The following is a 19,448-nucleotide window of genomic DNA, read 5'->3' on the forward strand; positions in this document are numbered from 1 at the left end:
TGTGTTTCATCGGGCAATGCCGGGCGCGGGGCCGCGCCGCAGTTCATGCCACGCCGATCCGCTTGATTTCCCAGTCCAGTGCGATGCCGGACTGCGCCAGTACGCGGGCCCGCACGGTTTCACCCAATGTCTCGATCTCGGCGGCTGAAGCGTTGCCGCGGTTGATGAGAAAATTGCAATGCATCGGCGACACCTGCGCATCGCCGATCGTCAGGCCGCGGCATCCGGCAGCATCGATCAATTGCCAGGCCTTGTGACCGGGCGGATTCTTGAAAGTAGAGCCGCCGGTGCGCTCGCGGACGGGCTGGCTTGCCTCGCGCGCAGAGGTGATTCGCTCCATCTCGGCAAGAATGGCGGCGGGCTCGCCCTCGCGGCCCTGAAACAGCGCCTGCGTGAAAATAAAATCCTCCGGTGCGCGGGAATGACGGTAAGTATAGCCGAAATCCGCATTGGCCAGCACATGAATCCGACCCTTGCGGTCGACGGCGCGCGCCTCGATCAGTACGTCTTTTGTTTCGCCGCCATGAGCCCCGGCATTCATGCGCAGGGCGCCGCCGACGCCGCCCGGAATGCCGCGAAAGAACGCCAGTCCGTCAATTCCGGCTTCCGCAGCGGCGCGCGCCAGCTTGACATCCGGCACGGCCGCCCCGGCTCTGATCCGGCATCCGGCCTCTATTTCAATTCCGGCGAAAGGCGGCTTGCTCAGGCGGATGACGACCCCCGCCATTCCGCCGTCGCGAATCAGCATGTTTGAGCCAAGGCCAAGCACATAGACCGGAACATGCCCCGGCAGGCGGGCGAGGAAATAGGCAAGATCGGCTTCATCGGCCGGCACAAAGAACAGCTGCGCCGGTCCGCCCACGCGAAACCATGTGATGTCGCCAAGGCGGAAATTCGCCTGAAGGCGCCCGCGAAGGTCGGGCATATGCCGGGTAAGATCGGGTGCAAGATCGGGGAAATTCACTTGCCGGCGTCCAGAGCTTCGAGTTCGCCGGGCAGCGCATAAGCCCAGCCAGTGATGCTGCCCGCGCCCAGACAGACGATATAATCTCCTGGTCTGGCAATGTCGCGGATCATCGGCGCCAGTTCGGCGGGCGAACTCAGCGGCGCGACATTGCGATGGCCATGCGCCTTGATGGCCGCAACCAGACTGTCGCGGTTGACGCCTTCGATGGCTGATTCGCCTGCAGCATAGACATCGGCGACAATCACATGGTCGGCATCGTTGAAGCAGGTTGCAAAATCGTTGAACAAAGATTGCAGGCGGGTGAACCGATGCGGCTGCACGACGGCAATCACCTGCCCCTTGGTGGAGGCCCGCGCCGCGCGCAGCACGGCGGCGATTTCGACAGGATGGTGGCCATAATCATCAAAGATCGCCGCGCCGTTCCAGGTGCCTGTCCGGGTGAAGCGGCGTTTGACCCCGCCAAAGCCCGCCAGCGCCGAGCGGATCTTATCGGGTGTCATGCCCAGCTCATAAGCAACCGCAATGGCCGCCGTGGCGTTGAGCGCATTGTGATGTCCCGGCATCGGCATCACCAGATTTTCAAGATAGGTGGCTGTTCCGGTCTTGCGGTCGCGGATCAGCACATTGAACCGGCTCTGCCCGCCGGTGAGATCAATATCGAGCAGACGCACATCCGCCTGAGGATTGACGCCATAGGTGATGACACGGCGATCCTCGATCTTGCCCACAAGCTCCTGCACGGTGGGATGGTCAAGGCACATCACCGCAAAGCCATAAAATGGCAGGTTTTCGACCAGCGCATAAAATGCTGCCTTGATCGCATCGAATGTCTTGAAATGATCGAGATGCTCCGGGTCGATATTGGTGACGATAGCAACATCGGCAGGCAATTTGAGGAACGTGCCGTCGCTCTCGTCGGCCTCGACCACCATCCAGTCGCCCGCGCCAAGGCGCGCATTGGTGCCATAGGCATTGATGATGCCGCCGTTGATGACGGTAGGGTCAAAGCCGCCCGCATCCAGCAAGGTCGCCACCAGCGATGTCGTCGTCGTTTTGCCATGCGTGCCGGCAATGGCCACACATTGCTTGAGGCGCATGAGTTCGCCCAGCATCTCGGCGCGGCGCACTACCGGAATACGCCGCTCGCGCGCAGCGGAAAGCTCGGGATTATCGCGCTGGATGGCCGTCGAGACCACCACCACTTCGGCATCGCCAAGGTTTTGCGCCGCATGGCCAACAAACACATGCGCGCCCTTGTCGCGCAGTCGCTTGACATTGGCATTGTCGGAGGCATCCGATCCCTGCACACGATAGCCCAGATTGAGCAGCACTTCGGCTATGCCGGACATGCCGATGCCGCCAATGCCGACAAAGTGAATGGGGCCCAGTTCGCGAGGCAGTTTCATGGTGTTCTCCGGTTCATTTCAAGGCGATCGACAGCACGAGATCGGCCAGTCGTTCGGCGGCGTCAAGGCGGGCGGCGCTTCTGGCGGCGGCGGCGCGCGCGAGCAGGTGCTGCGGCGCCCGGATCATCTGCGACAAACGCTCCGCCAAAGTCTGCGGCGTGAAATCGGGTTGACGGATCACCTCGGCCGAGCCGTCCCGTGCCAGAATGGCGGCATTGGCCGCCTGATCCTGATCGATTGCGCCGGGCAACGGCACCAGAACCGACGGACGACCGATCGCGGCCAGTTCGCTGACCGTACTCGCACCCGAGCGGCCGATGACAAGGTGACTGCGCGCCATGCGTTGCGGCAGGTCGCTGAAAAAGGGCGCAACCTCGGCATTCACGCCCATTGCGGCATAGGCCACACGCACGCGCGCCTCATCCTCACCGCGCGCCTGCTGCACGATGCGCAGCACCGCCTGTTCGGCCTTAGGCAACAGCGCGATGGCGGCGGGCACAATATCCGAAAAGACCCGCGCGCCCTGTGATCCGCCGGTGATCAGCACATGCAATGCGCCGTCAAATTCCGGATAAGGCAGCCGGGCCGCCTCCAGCACATTGGGGCGGAGCGGATTGCCGACAAACCGCACCTTTTCCCGCAGGGCGGCATCAAGGCCGCCGACATCGGGAAAGCCGGTGCCGATCAGCGTCGCGCTTCCGGCCAGAAAGCGGTTGGCCCGCCCGATCACGGCATTCTGCTCGTGCAGCAGCGTCGGAATGCCAAGTTGCTGCGCTGCCAGCATCGGCGGCACCGTGGGATAACCGCCAAAGCCCACCACGCACAGCGGCCGGATTTTCTTCAGCAGGCCACGGGCAACCCAGACGCCGTGCGCAATGGCGATGGCTGCCCGGGCCTTGCCGATGAGCGAGCCGCCGGTCGGCGTCCCGGCAGGCACCGCATGCACGGCACGGGCAGGAAATGTTCCGCTGAACCTGATCGCACGGGTATCGGTGGCAAGCTCAACCACCGCGCCCCTTTGCTGCAGGGCGTGGCTCAGGGCCTCGGCGGGAAAAAGGTGGCCGCCCGTACCGCCGGCGCACAGAAGTATCGGCCGCACCGCACCTGTCATTCGTCCCCTCCGCCCACATCGGCCATGATTTCCGAGCGTGGACGCTTGCGCGTCACGGCCAGCAGGAAACCCATTGTAATCGCCAGCGAGATCATGGATGAACCGCCATAGGAAATGAATGGCAGGGTCATGCCCTTGGCCGGCATGAGATGCAGGTTCACCGCCATATTGATGCAGGCCTGAACGCCGAAAAGAATGATCAGCCCGGCAGCCGCGAACCGCGCAAAAGGGTCCTCGTTGCGCGCCGCCAGCAGCAGGCCGCGCAGGACAATGAAAGCGAATATGGCCATGACGACACTCGCGCCGATAACGCCGAATTCCTCTCCGGTCACCGCAAAGATGAAATCGGTGTGGCTGTCCGGCAGGATGCGCTTGACCGTGCCTTCGCCCGGCCCCTTGCCAAACCAGCCGCCGTTCACGAAGGATTCAATTGCCGTATCGACCTGAAAACTGTCGCCGCCCGGGCCCTGCCCCGGATCCATGAATTTCAGGATACGCGCCCGCACATGCGGAACAAACCTGTAGGCGGCCAGCACGCTCACCACGCCGCCGCCCATAAGGCCCAGCACCCAGAAATAATGCAGCCCCGCCATGAAGAACAAGGCGGCCCAGACAATGCAGATCAGCATGGTCTGGCCATAATCGGGCTGGAGGAGCAGCGGCACGACGGTCAGCGGCAACAACAGGAACCCGATGGTCACCCCCGGCACATCCCGGCGGCGGGCGCCTTCCGAAAAGGCCCAGGCTGCCACCACGGCAAAGGCGGGCTTGACAAACTCCGACGGCTGGACACCAAAAATCCAGCGGCTTGCACCCTTGATTTCAACCCGGTGAATGATGGTGACGAGAATCAGGGCATAAGCAAACGCAAAGAGCGCCAGCGCGGCTCGGCGCACCAGACGCGGCGGCAGAAACGAGACCCCCAGCAGCACCGGCATGGACACCGCGGCATACATGACCTGACGATGGACGAAATAAAACGTCGGCAGGTTGAGACGTTCCGCGACGGCCGGACTGCCGGCCATGGCCAGCATGACGCCCATCAGCACCAGAACCAGCAAGGAGGTGAGCAGCCAGCGGTCGATTGTCCACCACCAGTTGCCGATGACCGAATTTTCCGCGCGCGATATCATGAGACCGTCAGATCCTTGACGAGCGAGCGAAAAACATCGCCGCGTTGTTCAAAATTGGCAAACTGATCGTAAGACGCGCAAGCCGGCGACAGCAGCACCGTGGCAGGTTTGCCGCTCTGCGCGGCATCCGCCGCCGCTTTGCGCGTGGCCACATCCAGCGTGACGCAAAGCTCATAGGGCACCCGGCCTTCGAGCGTGCGGGCAAAATCGGCGCTGGCCGCGCCGATGAGATAGGCCTTGGCGATACGCCCAAATAATGGCGCAAGCGGCTCGATGCCGCCTTCCTTGGCTTTGCCGCCTGCAATCCAGTAGATGGGATCGAAGGTGAGCAGCGCCTTTTCGGCTGCATCGGCGTTGGTGGCCTTGGAATCATTGATGAACAGGACATTGCCCTTGCGCCCCACCTGCTCCATGCGGTGCGCGAGCCCCGGATACGAGAGCAAAGCCGCCGCAATGGTTTGCGCAGCAACACCCAGCGCGCGGCAGGCGGCAAAGGCGCAGACGGCATTCTGGCCGTTGTGGCGGCCGCGCAGCGTCTGGGCCGCAGCAAGATCGGCGCATTTTACCGGGCCGCTCGCGGTATTGTGCCAGATAGCCGCATCGGAATAAAAATAATCGGCCTGCCCGCTCGTGCTCACACGCACAAGCCCGCGCCCTGCCCCGGCCAGCCGGGCCGTAATGGCGCTGGTATATTCGTCGTCGCCCGCGACAACGGCCATATCGCTGTGCGCCACCAGCCTTTCCTTGATGGCGGCATAATTTTCCATCGTGCCGTGACGGTCGATATGGTCGGGCGTGAGATTGAGCAAGACGCCGACGGAAGGGTGCAGCGACGGCGTCAGATCGATCTGAAAGGTCGAGCATTCGATGACATGCACGCGGCCGTGCGAAGGCGGCGCAAGATCAAGAATAGCGGTGCCGATATTGCCGCCCATCTGCACGTCCCGGCCCGCCTCGCGCAGAATATGCGCGATCAAGGTCGTGGTGGTGGATTTGCCGTTGGTGCCGGTGATGGCGACGAAGGGCGCATCGGGCGCGCGGCTTGCCCGCTCCCGGCAGAACAATTCTATGTCGCCGATGATCTCCACTCCGGCAGCCTTGGCCAGCCTGACCGTCCAGTGCGGTTCAGGATGCGTCAGCGGCACGCCGGGTGAGAGAATCAGCGCTGAAAAATGCCGCCAGTCCGCCGTTGCAAGATCCGCCACAGGCACGCCCGCAGCCGCGGCTCTGGCGCGCGCGGCCTCGGAATCGTCCCATGCCGCAACTGTTGCGCCGCCTGCCTTGAGCGCGAGGGCCGTGGCAAATCCCGAGCCGCCAAGACCGAACAAGGCAACGGTTTTTCCCGCGAATGTAACGACCGGCGTCATGCTCACCTCAGTTTCAGCGAAGCAAGGCCAACGAGCGCCAGCACCACGGCGACGATCCAGAACCGGACAACCACCTGGCTCTCCGACCAGCCAAGCTGCTCGAAGTGATGATGAATCGGTGCCATGCGGAACACGCGCTTGCCGGTCATTTTGAAGGACGCCACCTGCACGATGACGCTCAACGCCTCAAGCACGAACAAACCGCCCACAACGGCCAGCACGATCTCGTGTTTGACAGCAACCGCGATGGTGCCAATGAGGCCGCCCAGAGCGAGCGAGCCGGTATCGCCCATGAATATCTGCGCCGGCGGCGCATTGAACCACAGGAAGCCCAGCCCCGCACCGATCACCGCGCCGCAGACAATGGACAGTTCACCCGCGCCATTGACAAAATCAATCCCCAGATAATTGGCATAGATGAAATTGCCGGAGAGATAGGCGATCAAGCCGAAGGTCGCTGCGGCAATCATCACCGGCACGATGGCAAGCCCGTCCAGACCGTCGGTCAGATTGACGGCATTGCCCGCCGCGACAATCACCAGCGCGCCAAAAAGCGGGAAAAACACACCAAGATCGAGCACCGGCCCCTTGATGAAAGGCAGATAGAGCGATGTGGTGGCAGAAGATGGGTCGATGCGCGTCATCAGCCAGCAGGCCAGCGCCGCGATCACGGCCTCGATCGCCAGTCTGGCCCGGCCCGACAGACCATTATGCGTCTGTTTGGTGACCTTGAGATAATCGTCATAAAAGCCGATGAGCCCAAAACCGAGCGTAACCAGCAGAACCACCCAGATATAGCCGCCGCCACGCGCCAGAAAATCAAGGTTGCCCCAAAGAAGCGTCGCAACGAAAAGGCCGGAGAGAATCATCAGCCCGCCCATGGTGGGCGTACCGCGCTTGGCCAGATGTGTCTGCGGCCCGTCGGTGCGGATAGGCTGCCCCTTGCCTTGCTTTATGCGCAGGGCCGCTATCGTGCGCGGACCGAAGAAGAACACAAAAAACAACGCCGTGGCCATAGCGCAGCCTGTCCGGAACGTCAGGTAACGAAACAGATTCAGCGGGCCGAAAACCGTATGAAAATCGTAGAGCCAGGCTAGCATTTAACGTCCTCAGCGGGGCATGTCATAGCGGCGACATTTCAAAAGCAGATTTGAACTGGGCAATGATTGCCCCCATTTTGCTCCCATTCGAACCCTTGATCATCACCACATCGCCCGCCGTCAACATATATTTGAGCGGCTCTGCCAGATCGGGACCAAAGGGAGCATAGGCGCCGCGCTGCGCCTCCGGCAGGACGTCGTAAAGATTGCGCATGAGCGGGCCGCCGCAAAAAACCAGATCAATCCCCGCCTCGGCGATGGCCTCCTTGAGTTCGGCATGAAGCGAAGGCCCGGCATCGCCCAGTTCCAGCATATCGCCCAGAACCGCGACACGCCGTCCCTTGCGCGCCGGCTTTGTCTGGCCAAGCAGCGCGATGGCCGCCCGCATGGATGCCGGATTGGCATTATAGCTCTCATCGATCAGGGTTATCGTGCCTTGCGGCATGGCCACGCGCTGCTGCTGGCCGCGCCCGCTCGCCGGCTGAATCAGGTCCATTTCCGGCAGGATCTGCGCAATATCGATCCCACAGCCCTGAGCAGCGAGAATCACCGCAAGCGAATTGACGGCCAGATGCCGGCCCGGAGCGCCCAGCCTGTATTCAACCGGCGCACCCAGAATCGTGGCGCGGATGATGCTCGAGTCGGGAAGCAGTTCAATATGATCGAGGCGCGCGTCTGCGCCTTCGGCAAGCCCGAAGGTCAGTATCCGAGCTGGATTTGCCGCCTTTGCCGCTTCGATCAGCATGGGCGTCTGGGGCACATCGGCATGAATAATCGCCAGCCCGCCCGGCACCAGCCCGCTGAAAATTTCCGCCTTGGCGGCGGCTATGCCGTCCACGGACTCGAAATGCGCCAGATGCACAGGCGCGATCGTGGTGATGATGACGATATGCGGCCGCACCATGTCGACGAGCGGGGTTATTTCGCCCGCATGGCTCATGCCGATCTCAAATATGCCGAAATCCGCCTGCTCGGGCAGCCGCGCGAGCGTCAGCGGCACACCCCAATGATTATTGTAGGACGCCTGCGAGGCATGGGTTTCACCAAACCGGCCCAGAATCGTGCGCAGCGCCTCTTTCGTGCTGGTCTTGCCGACAGAGCCGGTCACGGCGATCACCTGCGCATTGGTGCGCGCACGCGCCGCCCGGCCAAGCGACTCGAGCGCGTTGAGCACATCGCGCACGATATAGACAGGAATATCGGCCGATATGCGCGGCGCCCAGTCCTCGGATATCACGGCCGCGGCTGCGCCCTTCTCAAAAGCATTGGCGATATAGTCGTGTCCGTCACTATTTTCGCCCTTGATGGCGAAAAACAGGTCTCCTGGCTGCAAACTGCGCGTATCGATCGAAATGCCGCCGACATCAAGCGGCAGATGTCCGCGCACCCGCGCCCGCAATGGCGCCACCAGACCCAGACCAGACCACAACGAATTCATTCACTCAATCTCCCGCAAGGCGGCCTGAACCGCCTCATGATCCGAAAAATGGACCGTGACTTCTCCGATGATTTGGCCCGTTTCATGGCCCTTCCCGGCAATCAACAGAATATCGCCTGCTTTTAGCAGGCCGACAGCATGGTTAACAGCGCTTTGTCGATCGCCTATTTCGATGGCCTGCGGCGCTTGCGCCAGAATTTCCGCCCGGATCACCGCCGGATTCTCGCTGCGCGGATTATCGTCGGTCACGATGACTATATCGGCAAGGCGGGCCGCAATGCCTCCCATGATGGGCCTCTTGCCCTTGTCCCTGTCGCCGCCGCAGCCAAAAACCACCACAAGGCGGCCTTGCGTCAGGGGGCGCAATGTCGTGAGCACCTTTTCCAGCGCATCCGGCTTATGGGCATAATCGATGAAGATGGGCGCGCCGTTACGGCTGCCGACGCGCTCCAGCCGTCCCGGCGCACCGGAGAGATTTTCGAGCGCACCAACAATCGGCTCCCAAGCACCCCCGGTCGCCAGACACAACCCCGCCGCAAGCAGCGCGTTGGATACCTGAAAATCTCCCAGCAAGGGCAGATTTACCGGGAAAACACGGCCCTGAAAGGCAATTTCAAGCCGGGTGGACATGCCGTCCGCCTGCGCGCTGCGCAATTCCAGACCCGTTCCCGCGCTCCCGGTGGTGAACACGGCAAGCCCGCGCTGGCGGCATGCCGCAATCACCGCCTCAGCCACAGAAGAATCCGCATCGACCACAGCGGTCTGTCCCGGCTGGAGCAAAGTGTCGAACAGGCGCAGCTTAGCCTTGAGATAATCTTCCAGCGTGGCGTGATAATCGAGATGATCGCGCGAGAGATTGCTGAAAGCCGCCGCCTTGAGCCGGACGCCGTCCAGACGCTTCTGATCAAGGCCGTGCGAAGAGGCCTCCATGGCCAGATGCGTCACGCCCTGCCCGGCCAGCCTGTCGAGCGTCTCATGCAGGGTGATCGGATCAGGTGTCGTCAGCGACCCGTAGACCGCGCCATCGGGCGCGACAACGCCGATCGTGCCGAGCGAGGCAGCCTTGTGGCCAAGATGCAGCCAGATCTGGCGCACGAAGGCCGCGATGGACGTCTTGCCGCTGGTACCGGTGATCGCGACAATCGTCTCCGGCTGCCGCGGATAGAATCTGGCGGCGGCTTCGGACAAGGCCGCACGCATGTCCGCAACTTCGATCCAGCTTGTGCGCGCATCGGGCGCAGGCTGTTCGGATATGACGGCGCGCGCGCCCGCCTTCAGCGCCTGAGGCACATAGGCAAGGCCATCCGCATGAGTTCCGGGCACCGCGAAAAAGGCATCGCCCGGCCGCACCTTGCGGCTGTCGCTGGCAAGGCCGGTAATGTCGCAGTCAGGTCCGCTCAGGCGATGTCCGGCAAGGAGCGCGCTCAGTTTCATCTCGGTGTCGTCCCCGGGGCCTGCGGTCTCACGCCAATGCCCAGATGCGCCAGCAGCGGGAAGGGCTGTGTCGGCAGTTCTAGGCGCGGCGCAAGCCCGAGAATGGGCGAAACCCGCTCGATAATACGGCCCGTGACATTGCCCGCATTCCAGGCGGCGGTGCTGAAGCCATGCGTTTCGGGCAGGCCCTGCGGCTCGTCATACACAACAAGAAACAGATATTTCGGCTTGTCCGAGGGTTCGATCGCCATGAATGTCGTGAACACCTTGTTCTTGTCATAACGGCCATTGACGACCTTTTCCGCCGTTCCGGTCTTGCCGCCGACGAAATAGCCCGGAATGTCGGCCTTTTTCGCGGAGCCGATCTCGGCGTTCAGGCGCATGATGTAGCGCAGCGAGGCGGAGGTTTCGGGCTTGATGATGTTGGGCGCGCCCTTCTTGGCCTCCGCTTCGTCCCGCGCCAGAAATGTGGGCCGGATCAGCGTGCCGCCGTTCACCAGCGCCGCAACGGCCATTGCCGCCTGCAGCGGCGCTACCGCTATGCCGTGGCCGAAGGCGATGGTGATGGTGTTCAGTTCGCCCCAGTTCTTCGGCACGATCGGCTCGGCGCTCTCGGGCAGTTCCGTGCGCATGCGGTCAAGCTGGCCAGCCTTCCGGAGAAAGGCCTTGTGTCCGTCGACACCAACCATCAGCGCAAGGCGCGCCGTGCCGATGTTGGAGGAATAGGTAAACACCTCCGGCAGCGTCAGCACGCGGTTCTGCGCATGATAATCGTGAATGCGGAAGCGGCCGTATCTCAGCTGGCTCTTGGCGTCGACACGCGTGTTGATATCCGCCTTGCCCGAATCGATGGCCATAGCCAGCGTCAGTGCCTTGAAGGTCGAGCCCATCTCATAAACGCCGACGACCGCACGGTTGATGCGGTCGGGATCAAGCGCATCCACGGGATTGTTGGGGTCAAAATCCGGCAGCGAGGCAAGAGCAATGACTTCCCCCGTATTGACATCCAGAATGGCTGCCGCGCCTGATTTGGCCTTGTAATGCACCAGACCGGCCTCAAGCTCGTCGCGCAGGACATGGGTCGCCTTGATATCGAGCGAAAGCTTCACAGGCGCGAGATTTTCCGGCGTCAGGCGGAAGCCTGCGCCGTGCAGGTCGGCCAGCCCCTGGCTGTCGATCCATTTCTCCATGCCGGCAATGCCGTTATTGTCGATATTGGTGAAGCCGATGACATGCGCGCCCAGCGGGCCGTTAGGATAGATACGCTTGTTTTCGGGCAGGAAGCCGATGCCGGGCAGGCCGAGATGGAACACCTCCTGCTGCTCTTTCGGCGTGACAGCGCGCTTGACCCACACGAAACCTTTTTTGGAATCGATGCGGTCGCGCAATTCCTTCGCGTTCACATCCGGCAGGACGGCCGTCAGCAATTCGACAGCCTCGTCCTTGTCGATGATGCGCTTCGGCTCAGCGAAAATGGACATCACCTTAACGTCTGTCGCCAGAACTTCACCGTTGCGGTCAACAATGTCGGGCCGGGCGCTGGCTATGGCTTCCGAGGCGGCGCTTTTCAGCGTCTGGGCTGAATCCGGGCGCAGGCCAAGATAAACCAGCTTGCCGTCGATAGTTGCGAAGACACACAAAAACGTCAGCGCCAGCAGCCGGATACGGAAGGAGCTGCTGGCCAGCCGCATCGAGAACAGACCAAAAAAGCGCGGCTTGCGGCGCGGGTTCTGCTGCGCGGCGGGCTCATCGGGGCGAAAGGGATCAGCATTCATGATCAGAACTCACGGATGTGCCGATTGCGGCGTAAGAGGCGCGGAAACGGGCGGAACCCCGGAACCCGTGGTCGATGCCGACGAACTCGCCGGCGTTGTCGGGGTTGGCGCGGCGATCAGCGCATCGATCTTGTTGCCGATGACGTCGATCCGCGGCGCGATTTCCGGCAGATCCTTGGCGCGCACGATCTGCGCCAGATTGAGCGGCTTGAGATCGAGATAGCGGTCGGCGAGGTCCTGAATGCGATCCGGCCGCGCAAGGCTGGCCCATTCCGCCCGCAGCCGGCTGATGGCATCGTGCTCTTTGGCAATGGCATTGCGGGTCACAACAACCTGCTCGGCCTCATACATGGTTTCATATTTGATCGAATAGGCATAGCCCGCACTGCCTATGAGGGCGGCTATCGCAAGAACGTGCAGAAGACGCCACATCACCGCCTCCCTGAGGGCAATTGGGCAAGACGCATCAGCTCGGCATCCGGCTTGCGCGCCGCTGCCCCGAGACGCGTTGCAAAACGCAGTTTCGCCGAGCGGGCGCGCGGATTGGCGGCGATTTCCGCCTCGGAAGGAACCACCGGCTGCCGGCCTGACATCGCAAAGGTGGCCGGCTCAGACACCGGCGCCCCCGGCATGTGCCGCGAAAGCGCCGCGCCGCGGCCTGAACGACGGGCAAAAAACTGCTTCACGATGCGGTCTTCCAGTGAATGAAATGTCACGACACTCAGCACGCCGCCAGGCGCCAGAAGGCGCTCTGCCGCTTCCAGCGCCTGCACCAGCTCAGCCAGTTCGTCATTGACCGCGATGCGCAGGGCCTGAAACGTGCGCGTTGCCGGATGCATTTCATGCGGCTTGCCCGGCATGATGCGGGAAATGAGCCCGGCAAGTTGCAGCGTTGTGGTGAATGGCGTGGTCTGCCGGTCATGGACAATGGCCCGGGCTATGCGCCGCGAGGCCCGCTCTTCGCCAAAATAATAAAGGATATTGGCAATTTCCTCTTCGGATGCGCCGTTGATAATATCTGCGGCGCTGCGCCCCTCCTGCTCCATGCGCATGTCGAGCGGCCCGTCGAACCGCAGCGAAAAGCCGCGGTTCTCCTCGTCGATCTGCATCGACGACACGCCGATATCGAGCACGATGCCGTCGAGCGGCGCTGCGGCAACCTGATCCATGCGGCTGAAACGGCACCGGATCAGGCTGAGGCGATCGGGAAATTCCGCCACAAGCGCCTGCCCGTTGCGGATGGCGTCCGGATCCCGGTCGAGCGCAATGACCCGCGTGCCGGGAACCTTGAGAATCTCGCGCGTATAGCCGCCTGCACCGAAGGTGCCGTCAAGATAAACGCCGCCCGCCCGCACGTTCAGGGCGGCAATCGCTTCTTCGCGCAGCACGGGAATATGGCGCGGCCCGCTCATGCGCAAGCCCCGCCCCGGCAGAGGCATTGGCGCGCAGGATCACCGGCAATACGGCAATGAACAGCGACTCTGGCCTGCAACATTTCAAATCCAACAATCATGACAACACGCGCCGGGACCAGCCGGTGACTCAGCGGCGGCCCTGATCCATTTAGCACTGGTTAATGTTAACGAAGTGTTGAGACAGGTTGATAATCTGCTATCAAGCAGCGTTAACAAATGGTGACGGCCCGCAAAAACGCGGTCCGGCACGCTGGCAGGCCGATGACGGGCTAGATCGGCCGCGTCGCACGCTCCAGCCAGGCCTGTTCGGCGGGCTCAAGATGCGCGTGAACCAAATCGCGCACCCGCGCATGATAGGCGTTGAGCCAGTCCGTTTCGCCCTGCGTCAGCAGGGCTGGCTCGATGAGGCGCAGATCGATCGGCGCGAAGGAAATGGTCTCGAAGCCGAACATTTCGCGTTCGGCGCCCCTGATCCGGCGCTTTTCAACCACGATGAGGTTCTCGATGCGGATGCCCCAGTGGCCCGCCTTGTAATAGCCGGGTTCGTTCGAGAGAATCATGCCTTCAATCAGCGGCACGGTGCCAAGCTTTGAAATGCGCTGCGGCCCCTCATGCACCGAAAGATAGACCCCGACGCCGTGACCGGTGCCGTGGTCAAAATCAAGGCCGGCCTCCCACAGGCTCTGGCGCGCCAGCACATCGAGCTGCGCGCCGGACGTCCCCTTCGGAAAAACCGCGCGCGCGATGGCAATGTGGCCCTTCAGCACCCGGGTAAAACGGTCGCGCATCTCGGCGCCGGGCGACCCCACAGCAAGCGTGCGCGTGATGTCCGTGGTGCCGTCAAGATATTGCGCACCCGAATCGATGAGAAATATGCCCTTGCCGATCCGCCGGTTTGACGCCGAACTGACCCGGTAATGCGGAATGGCCGCATTCGGGCCGAACCCGGCGATACTGGGAAAGGACACATCCCTGAGTTTGCCGGTGGCGCGGCGGAAACTTTCCAGCGCCTCAACCGCACTGATCTCGCTCTCGCCGCCGCGGGGCGCGGCCTGATCGAACCAGCACAGGAACTTGGCCAGAGCCACGGCATCGCGCAGATGCGCCTTGCGCGCGCCCTTGAGTTCCTGCGCGTTTTTTGCGGCCTTCATCAGGGTGATGGGATCGGCGCCCGCCTCCGCCGCCGCGCCAAGCACCTGCCGGAATTTTGCCGGGGCGGTCGAGGCCTCGATGCGCACTTTGCGCACGCTGCGGGCAAGATCGTCGAGCGCAGCGCCGATATCCTCCGGCGCGCGGAACTCCACCACGCCGGAGAGGGCGGCGCGCAGCTCGGCGTCGGTTTTGCGCTGGTCAATGTAAAGCTGAACCTTGCCCTGCGCCGGCACCAGCGCAAAGGCGAGCGGCAGCGGCGTATGCGTCACATCCGCGCCGCGTATATTGAGCAGCCAGGCGACATTATGCGCATCCGACACGACAAGGGCGTCGCACCGGTCCTTGAGCAGCGCGCTCTGGACGCGGGCAAGCTTGGCGGCGGCGCTCTCGCCGGCCAATTGCTCAGGGTAGAGCGCGACTTTGCCCAGAGGCGCGTCCGGCTTGTTCCAGACGCGGTCGACAAGATTGACGGAGGGCACAAGCTCACCCCCTGCCCGCGCAACGGCGGCGGCCAGACGATCCGCCGCGCCCGGCGTCAGCAGCCAGGGATCATAGGCAATTTTCTGGCCCGGCCGCACATGTTCGGCCAGCCAGCTTTCGGGCGGGGCGTCAATAAGATGCAGCGGCTCGAACACGGCCTCGTCCACCTGCTCGCGCACCTGCACCGTATAGCGGCCGTCGACAAAAATGGCGGCCCTGTCCGCCAGTACGATGGCAAGACCCGCCGAACCGGAAAAACCGGTGAGCCATTTGAGGCGCTCGGAGCCCGGCGCGACATATTCGTTCTGGTGCTCGTCGGCGCGCGGCACAATAAAGCCGTCATAGCGCTGGCGCTTCATCTCGCCGCGCAGCAGCGCGGCGCGGGCCGCGCCTTCGGCCTTGGAGGATTCGTCTTCAAAGGATTGAAACAGCGCCTTGAACATCACAGCTCCCACTTATGTCTTGGTGCCGCGCCGCCCCGCGCCAGCAGCAGGGTGGCCCAGCCTTCGATCATCAACTGCCGCCGGAGATGAAACCCCTGCGCCGCATAGGCCGAAAGCACCCCGGCGACATCCCCCGCCAGCAGGCCGGAGAGGATAAGCTCGGCCTGCGCCGCCGCGACGCGCGCCAGCGAGGGCGCCAGCAGCCGCAATGGCCGCGCCAGAATATTGGCAAAGATGAGATCATAATAGCCGGGACGATCCAGCGCCGGATGACGCACGCCCACAGCCGTGACGGGCCTGAGCCATGGCCCGGCGTTATTGAGAACGGCATTGCCGCGCGCCGCCTCAACAGAAATCGGATCAATATCGCCGCTCGCCACAAATTGCCGGAGCGCTCTTGCCGCGGCCAGCGCCAATACGCCGGTTCCGGTGCCGACATCCAGCACATGACGCGGGCGGCGCTGCCTGAGCACGGCGTCCAGCATGGTGAGGCAACCGCGCGTCGTGCCGTGATGGCCCGTGCCGAAGGCCAGCGCCGCCGGAATCTCGAGGCCGATCTCATGCACCCGCACCCGCGCCCGGTCATGCGCGCCATGCACGACGAAACGTCCCACCCGCACCGGCGCCAGCCCCTCGAGCGAGGCCGCAACCCAGTCCTTCTGTTCGATGTCGCCAAAAACAAGGCTTTGCGCCAGCGCCGCGCCCAGATTGGCAGCGATCACGTCGCGCAGGCCCGCCTCATCGGGCGCATGATCGAAGAATACCTCAACCATCCAGTCCTTAGAGACCCATGCAGCGGCATTGGGCTCCACCTCGAAAGCCGAGACGGCGGTCTCGTTCTCGTCGAAGAGTTCGAGCAGAAGATTGGAAAGCGCCTGCGCCGTCTGCTCGTCGCAGGCCAGACGCATCATGCGGGAGGAATAATTCTGAGCCATGCGCCTTTATGCAAAGCGGACAGGGAAATGTCTAGACGGGCAATCATCGAATAACCTAACCTGATTTCAATTCAGTTGATCGATTTGACCAAAAAATTCTTTCGTCGGACAAAAGATGATTTACGATTGCTTCACCTTTTTCAATGAACTCGACATTCTTGCCATCCGGCTGAACGAACATGATCCCGTTGTTGACAAGTTCGTCATCGTCGAAGCAACGAAAACGTTTCAGGGCCAGCCAAAGCCGCTGATTTACGATCAGAATAAACATCTCTTTGCAAAATACAGTGACAAGATCATTCATGTTGTCGTAGATTTTCCAAATCAGATAAAAAATGAAAATACAACGAATATGTCAAAAGCCTGGGGACGCGAACAATATCAGCGCGACCAGATCGCCCAAGGGTTAGTTTCTGCAAAGCCGGACGATCTTGTCATCATATCTGATGTCGACGAAATCCTGTCGGCAACCAAACTGAAAGACGCAGTGCTGACCCGCCCCAGATCGAGTCTGACGATTTTCATGATGCCCATGTTCTGCGGCTATTATAACCGCCGTTCCACCGATCCGACCCTGACGCGTGGTGAATGGGGATTGGGACCACGCATGGTTGAAATGGCCAATTTCACCACGGCGCAAAAAATCCGCAATACCAAGGCCATGCAGTCAAACCGCCTGAATGGAACTTGGATCGGGACAATGCTGACACGCAACTGGAATTATTCACATTGCGGAATCGGCGGAAAAATCGTCGTCATACACAATGCAGGCTGGCATTTTTCTTCCATCGGAGATTGGGCCAATTACCGGGAAAAAGTCTCCTCATTCTCCCATGAAGAGTGCAAGACGCTCGAACAATTCCAGCGTGAGGATGCATATATGAGCCACATAATGGCAACGACCGAGCCTTATCCGATAGCCAGTTTGCCAGATTATATTTCCAAAAATGCATCAAGATTTCAAAACTCTTTATGGTCTTGAGACATGACAGCGATAATGCCACATCCTTCTTCGCCCCAGCCGCGTCTCTCCATTATTATCGTGCATTTCAACACAGCGGAATTGACCTCAAAATGTTTGAGATCGCTGCTCCGTGTGCTTGAAACATCACCCCTCGCCGAAGATTTTGAAATTGCAGTGCTGGATAATCGCTCGGAAAGACAGGAATACAGACAACTGAAGGCGGAGATCGTTGCCCTCGACAACGACAGGATAATTCTTGGCCGCAATGGATTCAACGCCGGCTTTGGACTTGGCTGTATGCTCGGCCTCAATTTCTCGGCGGGCAAATATATCGCGTTCGTCAACAGCGACACCGAATTTGACGAAGACTGCTTTTCTCCGCTAATCGCGCATTGCGAAGCCAATTCCGATATTGGCGTGATTGCACCGCAGCACAGAGATATTGACGGAACTCCGACACGCTCCTTTGGTCTTTTTTATTCGATACGCTCGCTCATCCTAGGTAAAAAACTCGATCTTAAACTATCGCCGTCGAAAGCCGATCCGGGCAGATTTTACCAGCATCCCCGGGATGTTGACTTTCTGTACGGCAGCTTTCTCATGTTCCCCCGCGATGCATTTGAACGGGTAGGCGGTTTTGATCCCACCATTTTTCTTTATTATGAAGAGATGGATATCAGCTATCGTCTGAAAAAGATGGCCTACCGCTCTGTGCATTTTCCAAGTGTTTCATTTCGCCATGTCGGCGGCGCGAGCGGACAATACCAGAATGAAATACGCCTTGAGGGTATTCTGTCCCAGCTATATGTCCTGCGAAAAAATCAGGGATATCTCACATTTGCCGCTTTTCATTACGCGCGTTTGGCGCGCTGGCTAATCCGCATTCCATTCAGCCGCTATTACCGAGACCTGTTTTTCAAGCTTCTGACGTTAGGACCGCCACAGGCCCATTCGCTCCGCCTGCGTCAGAAATGTGATTTCGCGCCATTGGATGACGTGCCGTTCCAAGACTGAGCGTCCAACTGCAAAGCCGAAGGCGTATCGCGCTCAAATGTAGTCAGCAGCAAAATATTTCCAGTCGGCCTGTAAGCCGGGTTCTGTAGGGCGGCAGTTGCCTGCCGCGCGGCGACCATTCATCTTGGAGAACCCTTACGGATCCCCTCTAGCAACCTACCCGGACAGCGCCCCACAGACGGGGCTGGAGCTTGCGCTCCGGCTGTCCCTATTTGGTCTTGCTCCTGGTGGGGTTTACCCTGCCATCGCCGTTACCGGAAATGCGGTGCGCTCTTACCGCACCTTTTCACCCTTGCCCGCCGTTTCCGGCTGGCGGTATGTTTTCTGTGGCACTTTCCCTGAGGTCACCCTCGCCGGACGTTATCCGGCACCATATCTGCGTGGAGCCCGGACTTTCCTCTTTAAAAAAAGCGGCCGCCCGGCCGACTGGAGAGTTTCCAATAAGCAAGGGCGGCCGAAAGGTCAAGCAAATCAGCTCATCAAGGCCTTGGCCCTGGCGCAATATTGCCGGTTGGCGTGCGACATGCGCCGCGCGCCGATGCCCGACTGATAATACATCACCGTCGCGCAGGTATCGCCGCCGGCCATGCGGTAGGCCCGCGCAAGATAGCGTATCCCGTAGGTCAGATTGACCTCCGGAATGAAGAGCGCCGTCGCAGGGCCGTCAAAACCGACGCTGCGCGCGGTCTGCGGCTTGATCTGCATCAGCCCCAGCGCGCCGTGATTACGCACTTTCGGGTTGAAGCGGCTCTCAATCTGGACAACAGCCCGCGCCAGATCCACCGGCACGGCATTCTCATGAGCATGGCGAGCAATAATTTCGGCATAAGGCCCTGCATTTCTGCTCTTTTTCGGCAATGAAGCCGGCGCATCCGACGTGGCTGGCTGGGCAGTCGAGGCGATTTTAAGGCCGTCGCTGGCAAAGCTGTCTACGGGGGAGCCCGTCAGGAAAATTCCCGATAAGCATAGTGACGCCACATGACAAAATTTCCTCATTAACACCTCAATATATTGTTGCTATCGTCAAGTAGCATACGCAATAATGAGGCGACAAAAGGTCCAAGATATGGGCCGTTACTTTCAAATATTCATTATTTTATATTTATTTAGACTGGCGCGGCTTTTACTTTATATTTAAATATAAACCTTCCATGACAAATAAAACGCAAATTTGCGATTCGCGGCAAATTAAGGCAAAATTATGGTAAAAATGTCTGGTTTATGGCGAAATTTCCGACAAGATTCAGTCATCCGCTGTTCAGAAAATGCCCTATATATGGAAAAGGGCTCGCACGGGGACGGACACGAGACTCC

16 protein-coding genes and 1 other RNA gene are annotated in these 19,448 nt (G+C 60.7%); 2 read left to right on the plus strand and 15 right to left on the minus strand.

The features are described from left to right. Positions 1-43: 43 nt before the first annotated feature. From murB to AC0N03_RS10975, 13 genes are all read right to left on the minus strand, one after another. A complete protein-coding gene (murB, locus tag AC0N03_RS10915) occupies positions 44-964 on the minus strand; it encodes a UDP-N-acetylmuramate dehydrogenase (protein WP_474288782.1) in 921 nt (306 codons plus the stop codon). Continuing rightward, entirely contained in the window at positions 961-2,373 is a 1,413-nt protein-coding gene (gene murC, locus AC0N03_RS10920) for a UDP-N-acetylmuramate--L-alanine ligase (RefSeq protein WP_474288784.1), read from the minus strand. The genes murB and murC overlap by 4 nt, the downstream gene beginning before the upstream one ends. A 13-nt stretch (positions 2,374-2,386) precedes the next feature. After that, the gene (murG, locus tag AC0N03_RS10925) at positions 2,387-3,484 is read right to left on the minus strand and encodes an undecaprenyldiphospho-muramoylpentapeptide beta-N-acetylglucosaminyltransferase (protein ID WP_474288785.1); all 1,098 of its coding nucleotides are present in this window, start codon (positions 3,482-3,484) and stop codon (positions 2,387-2,389) included. Then, complete coding sequence (gene ftsW / locus AC0N03_RS10930) at positions 3,481-4,617, minus strand: putative lipid II flippase FtsW (RefSeq protein WP_474288786.1); 1,137 nt, start codon at positions 4,615-4,617, stop codon at positions 3,481-3,483. The genes murG and ftsW overlap by 4 nt, the downstream gene beginning before the upstream one ends. Further along, a complete protein-coding gene (murD, locus tag AC0N03_RS10935; protein WP_474288787.1) occupies positions 4,614-5,984 on the minus strand; it encodes a UDP-N-acetylmuramoyl-L-alanine--D-glutamate ligase in 1,371 nt (456 codons plus the stop codon). The genes ftsW and murD overlap by 4 nt, the downstream gene beginning before the upstream one ends. A 2-nt stretch (positions 5,985-5,986) precedes the next feature. Then, positions 5,987-7,084, minus strand: coding sequence for a phospho-N-acetylmuramoyl-pentapeptide-transferase (gene mraY, locus AC0N03_RS10940; protein ID WP_474288788.1), 1,098 nt, complete (start codon positions 7,082-7,084; stop codon positions 5,987-5,989). 22 nt (positions 7,085-7,106) lie between these two features. After that, on the minus strand, positions 7,107-8,522 hold the full coding sequence (locus AC0N03_RS10945; RefSeq protein WP_474288789.1) for a UDP-N-acetylmuramoylalanyl-D-glutamyl-2,6-diaminopimelate--D-alanyl-D-alanine ligase: 1,416 nt from the start codon (positions 8,520-8,522) through the stop codon (positions 7,107-7,109). After that, positions 8,523-9,956, minus strand: coding sequence for a UDP-N-acetylmuramoyl-L-alanyl-D-glutamate--2,6-diaminopimelate ligase (locus tag AC0N03_RS10950; protein WP_474288790.1), 1,434 nt, complete (start codon positions 9,954-9,956; stop codon positions 8,523-8,525). Then, positions 9,953-11,731: a peptidoglycan D,D-transpeptidase FtsI family protein gene (locus AC0N03_RS10955; RefSeq protein ID WP_474288791.1), complete on the minus strand. Its 1,779-nt coding sequence runs from the start codon at positions 11,729-11,731 to the stop codon at positions 9,953-9,955. The genes AC0N03_RS10950 and AC0N03_RS10955 overlap by 4 nt, the downstream gene beginning before the upstream one ends. A 9-nt stretch (positions 11,732-11,740) precedes the next feature. Next, positions 11,741-12,163: a cell division protein FtsL gene (gene ftsL / locus AC0N03_RS10960; RefSeq protein WP_474288792.1), complete on the minus strand. Its 423-nt coding sequence runs from the start codon at positions 12,161-12,163 to the stop codon at positions 11,741-11,743. Next, positions 12,163-13,143, minus strand: coding sequence for a 16S rRNA (cytosine(1402)-N(4))-methyltransferase RsmH (gene rsmH, locus AC0N03_RS10965; RefSeq protein ID WP_474288793.1), 981 nt, complete (start codon positions 13,141-13,143; stop codon positions 12,163-12,165). The genes ftsL and rsmH overlap by 1 nt, the downstream gene beginning before the upstream one ends. A 272-nt stretch (positions 13,144-13,415) precedes the next feature. Further along, positions 13,416-15,221, minus strand: a complete 1,806-nt coding sequence (locus AC0N03_RS10970; RefSeq protein WP_474288794.1) for an aminopeptidase P family protein — start codon at positions 15,219-15,221, stop codon at positions 13,416-13,418. Beyond that, complete coding sequence (locus AC0N03_RS10975) at positions 15,221-16,156, minus strand: 50S ribosomal protein L11 methyltransferase (protein ID WP_474288795.1); 936 nt, start codon at positions 16,154-16,156, stop codon at positions 15,221-15,223. Before AC0N03_RS10975 ends, AC0N03_RS10970 begins: the two co-directional genes overlap by 1 nt. 115 nt (positions 16,157-16,271) lie before the next feature. Between AC0N03_RS10975 and AC0N03_RS10980 the strand changes: the two genes are divergently transcribed. Both AC0N03_RS10980 and AC0N03_RS10985 read left to right on the plus strand, forming a co-directional pair. Further along, positions 16,272-17,138 (plus strand): hypothetical protein, encoded by an 867-nt coding sequence (locus AC0N03_RS10980; protein ID WP_474288796.1) that lies wholly within the window; start codon positions 16,272-16,274, stop codon positions 17,136-17,138. Positions 17,139-17,153: 15 nt separating this feature from the next. Next, positions 17,154-18,134, plus strand: coding sequence for a glycosyltransferase family 2 protein (locus tag AC0N03_RS10985; protein WP_474288798.1), 981 nt, complete (start codon positions 17,154-17,156; stop codon positions 18,132-18,134). Between the two features lie 56 nt (positions 18,135-18,190). On the opposite strand, the gene rnpB is transcribed toward AC0N03_RS10985, so the two are convergent. Continuing rightward, positions 18,191-18,564, minus strand: an RNA gene (rnpB, locus tag AC0N03_RS10990) — RNase P RNA component class A. Between the two features lie 41 nt (positions 18,565-18,605). Then, positions 18,606-19,130 carry a lytic transglycosylase domain-containing protein gene (locus AC0N03_RS10995; protein ID WP_474288799.1) on the minus strand — a complete coding sequence of 175 codons (525 nt, stop codon included), beginning with the start codon at positions 19,128-19,130 and terminating at the stop codon, positions 18,606-18,608. Positions 19,131-19,448 lie beyond the last annotated feature (318 nt).

Source organism: Methylocystis sp. sgz306128, assembly GCF_056032725.1.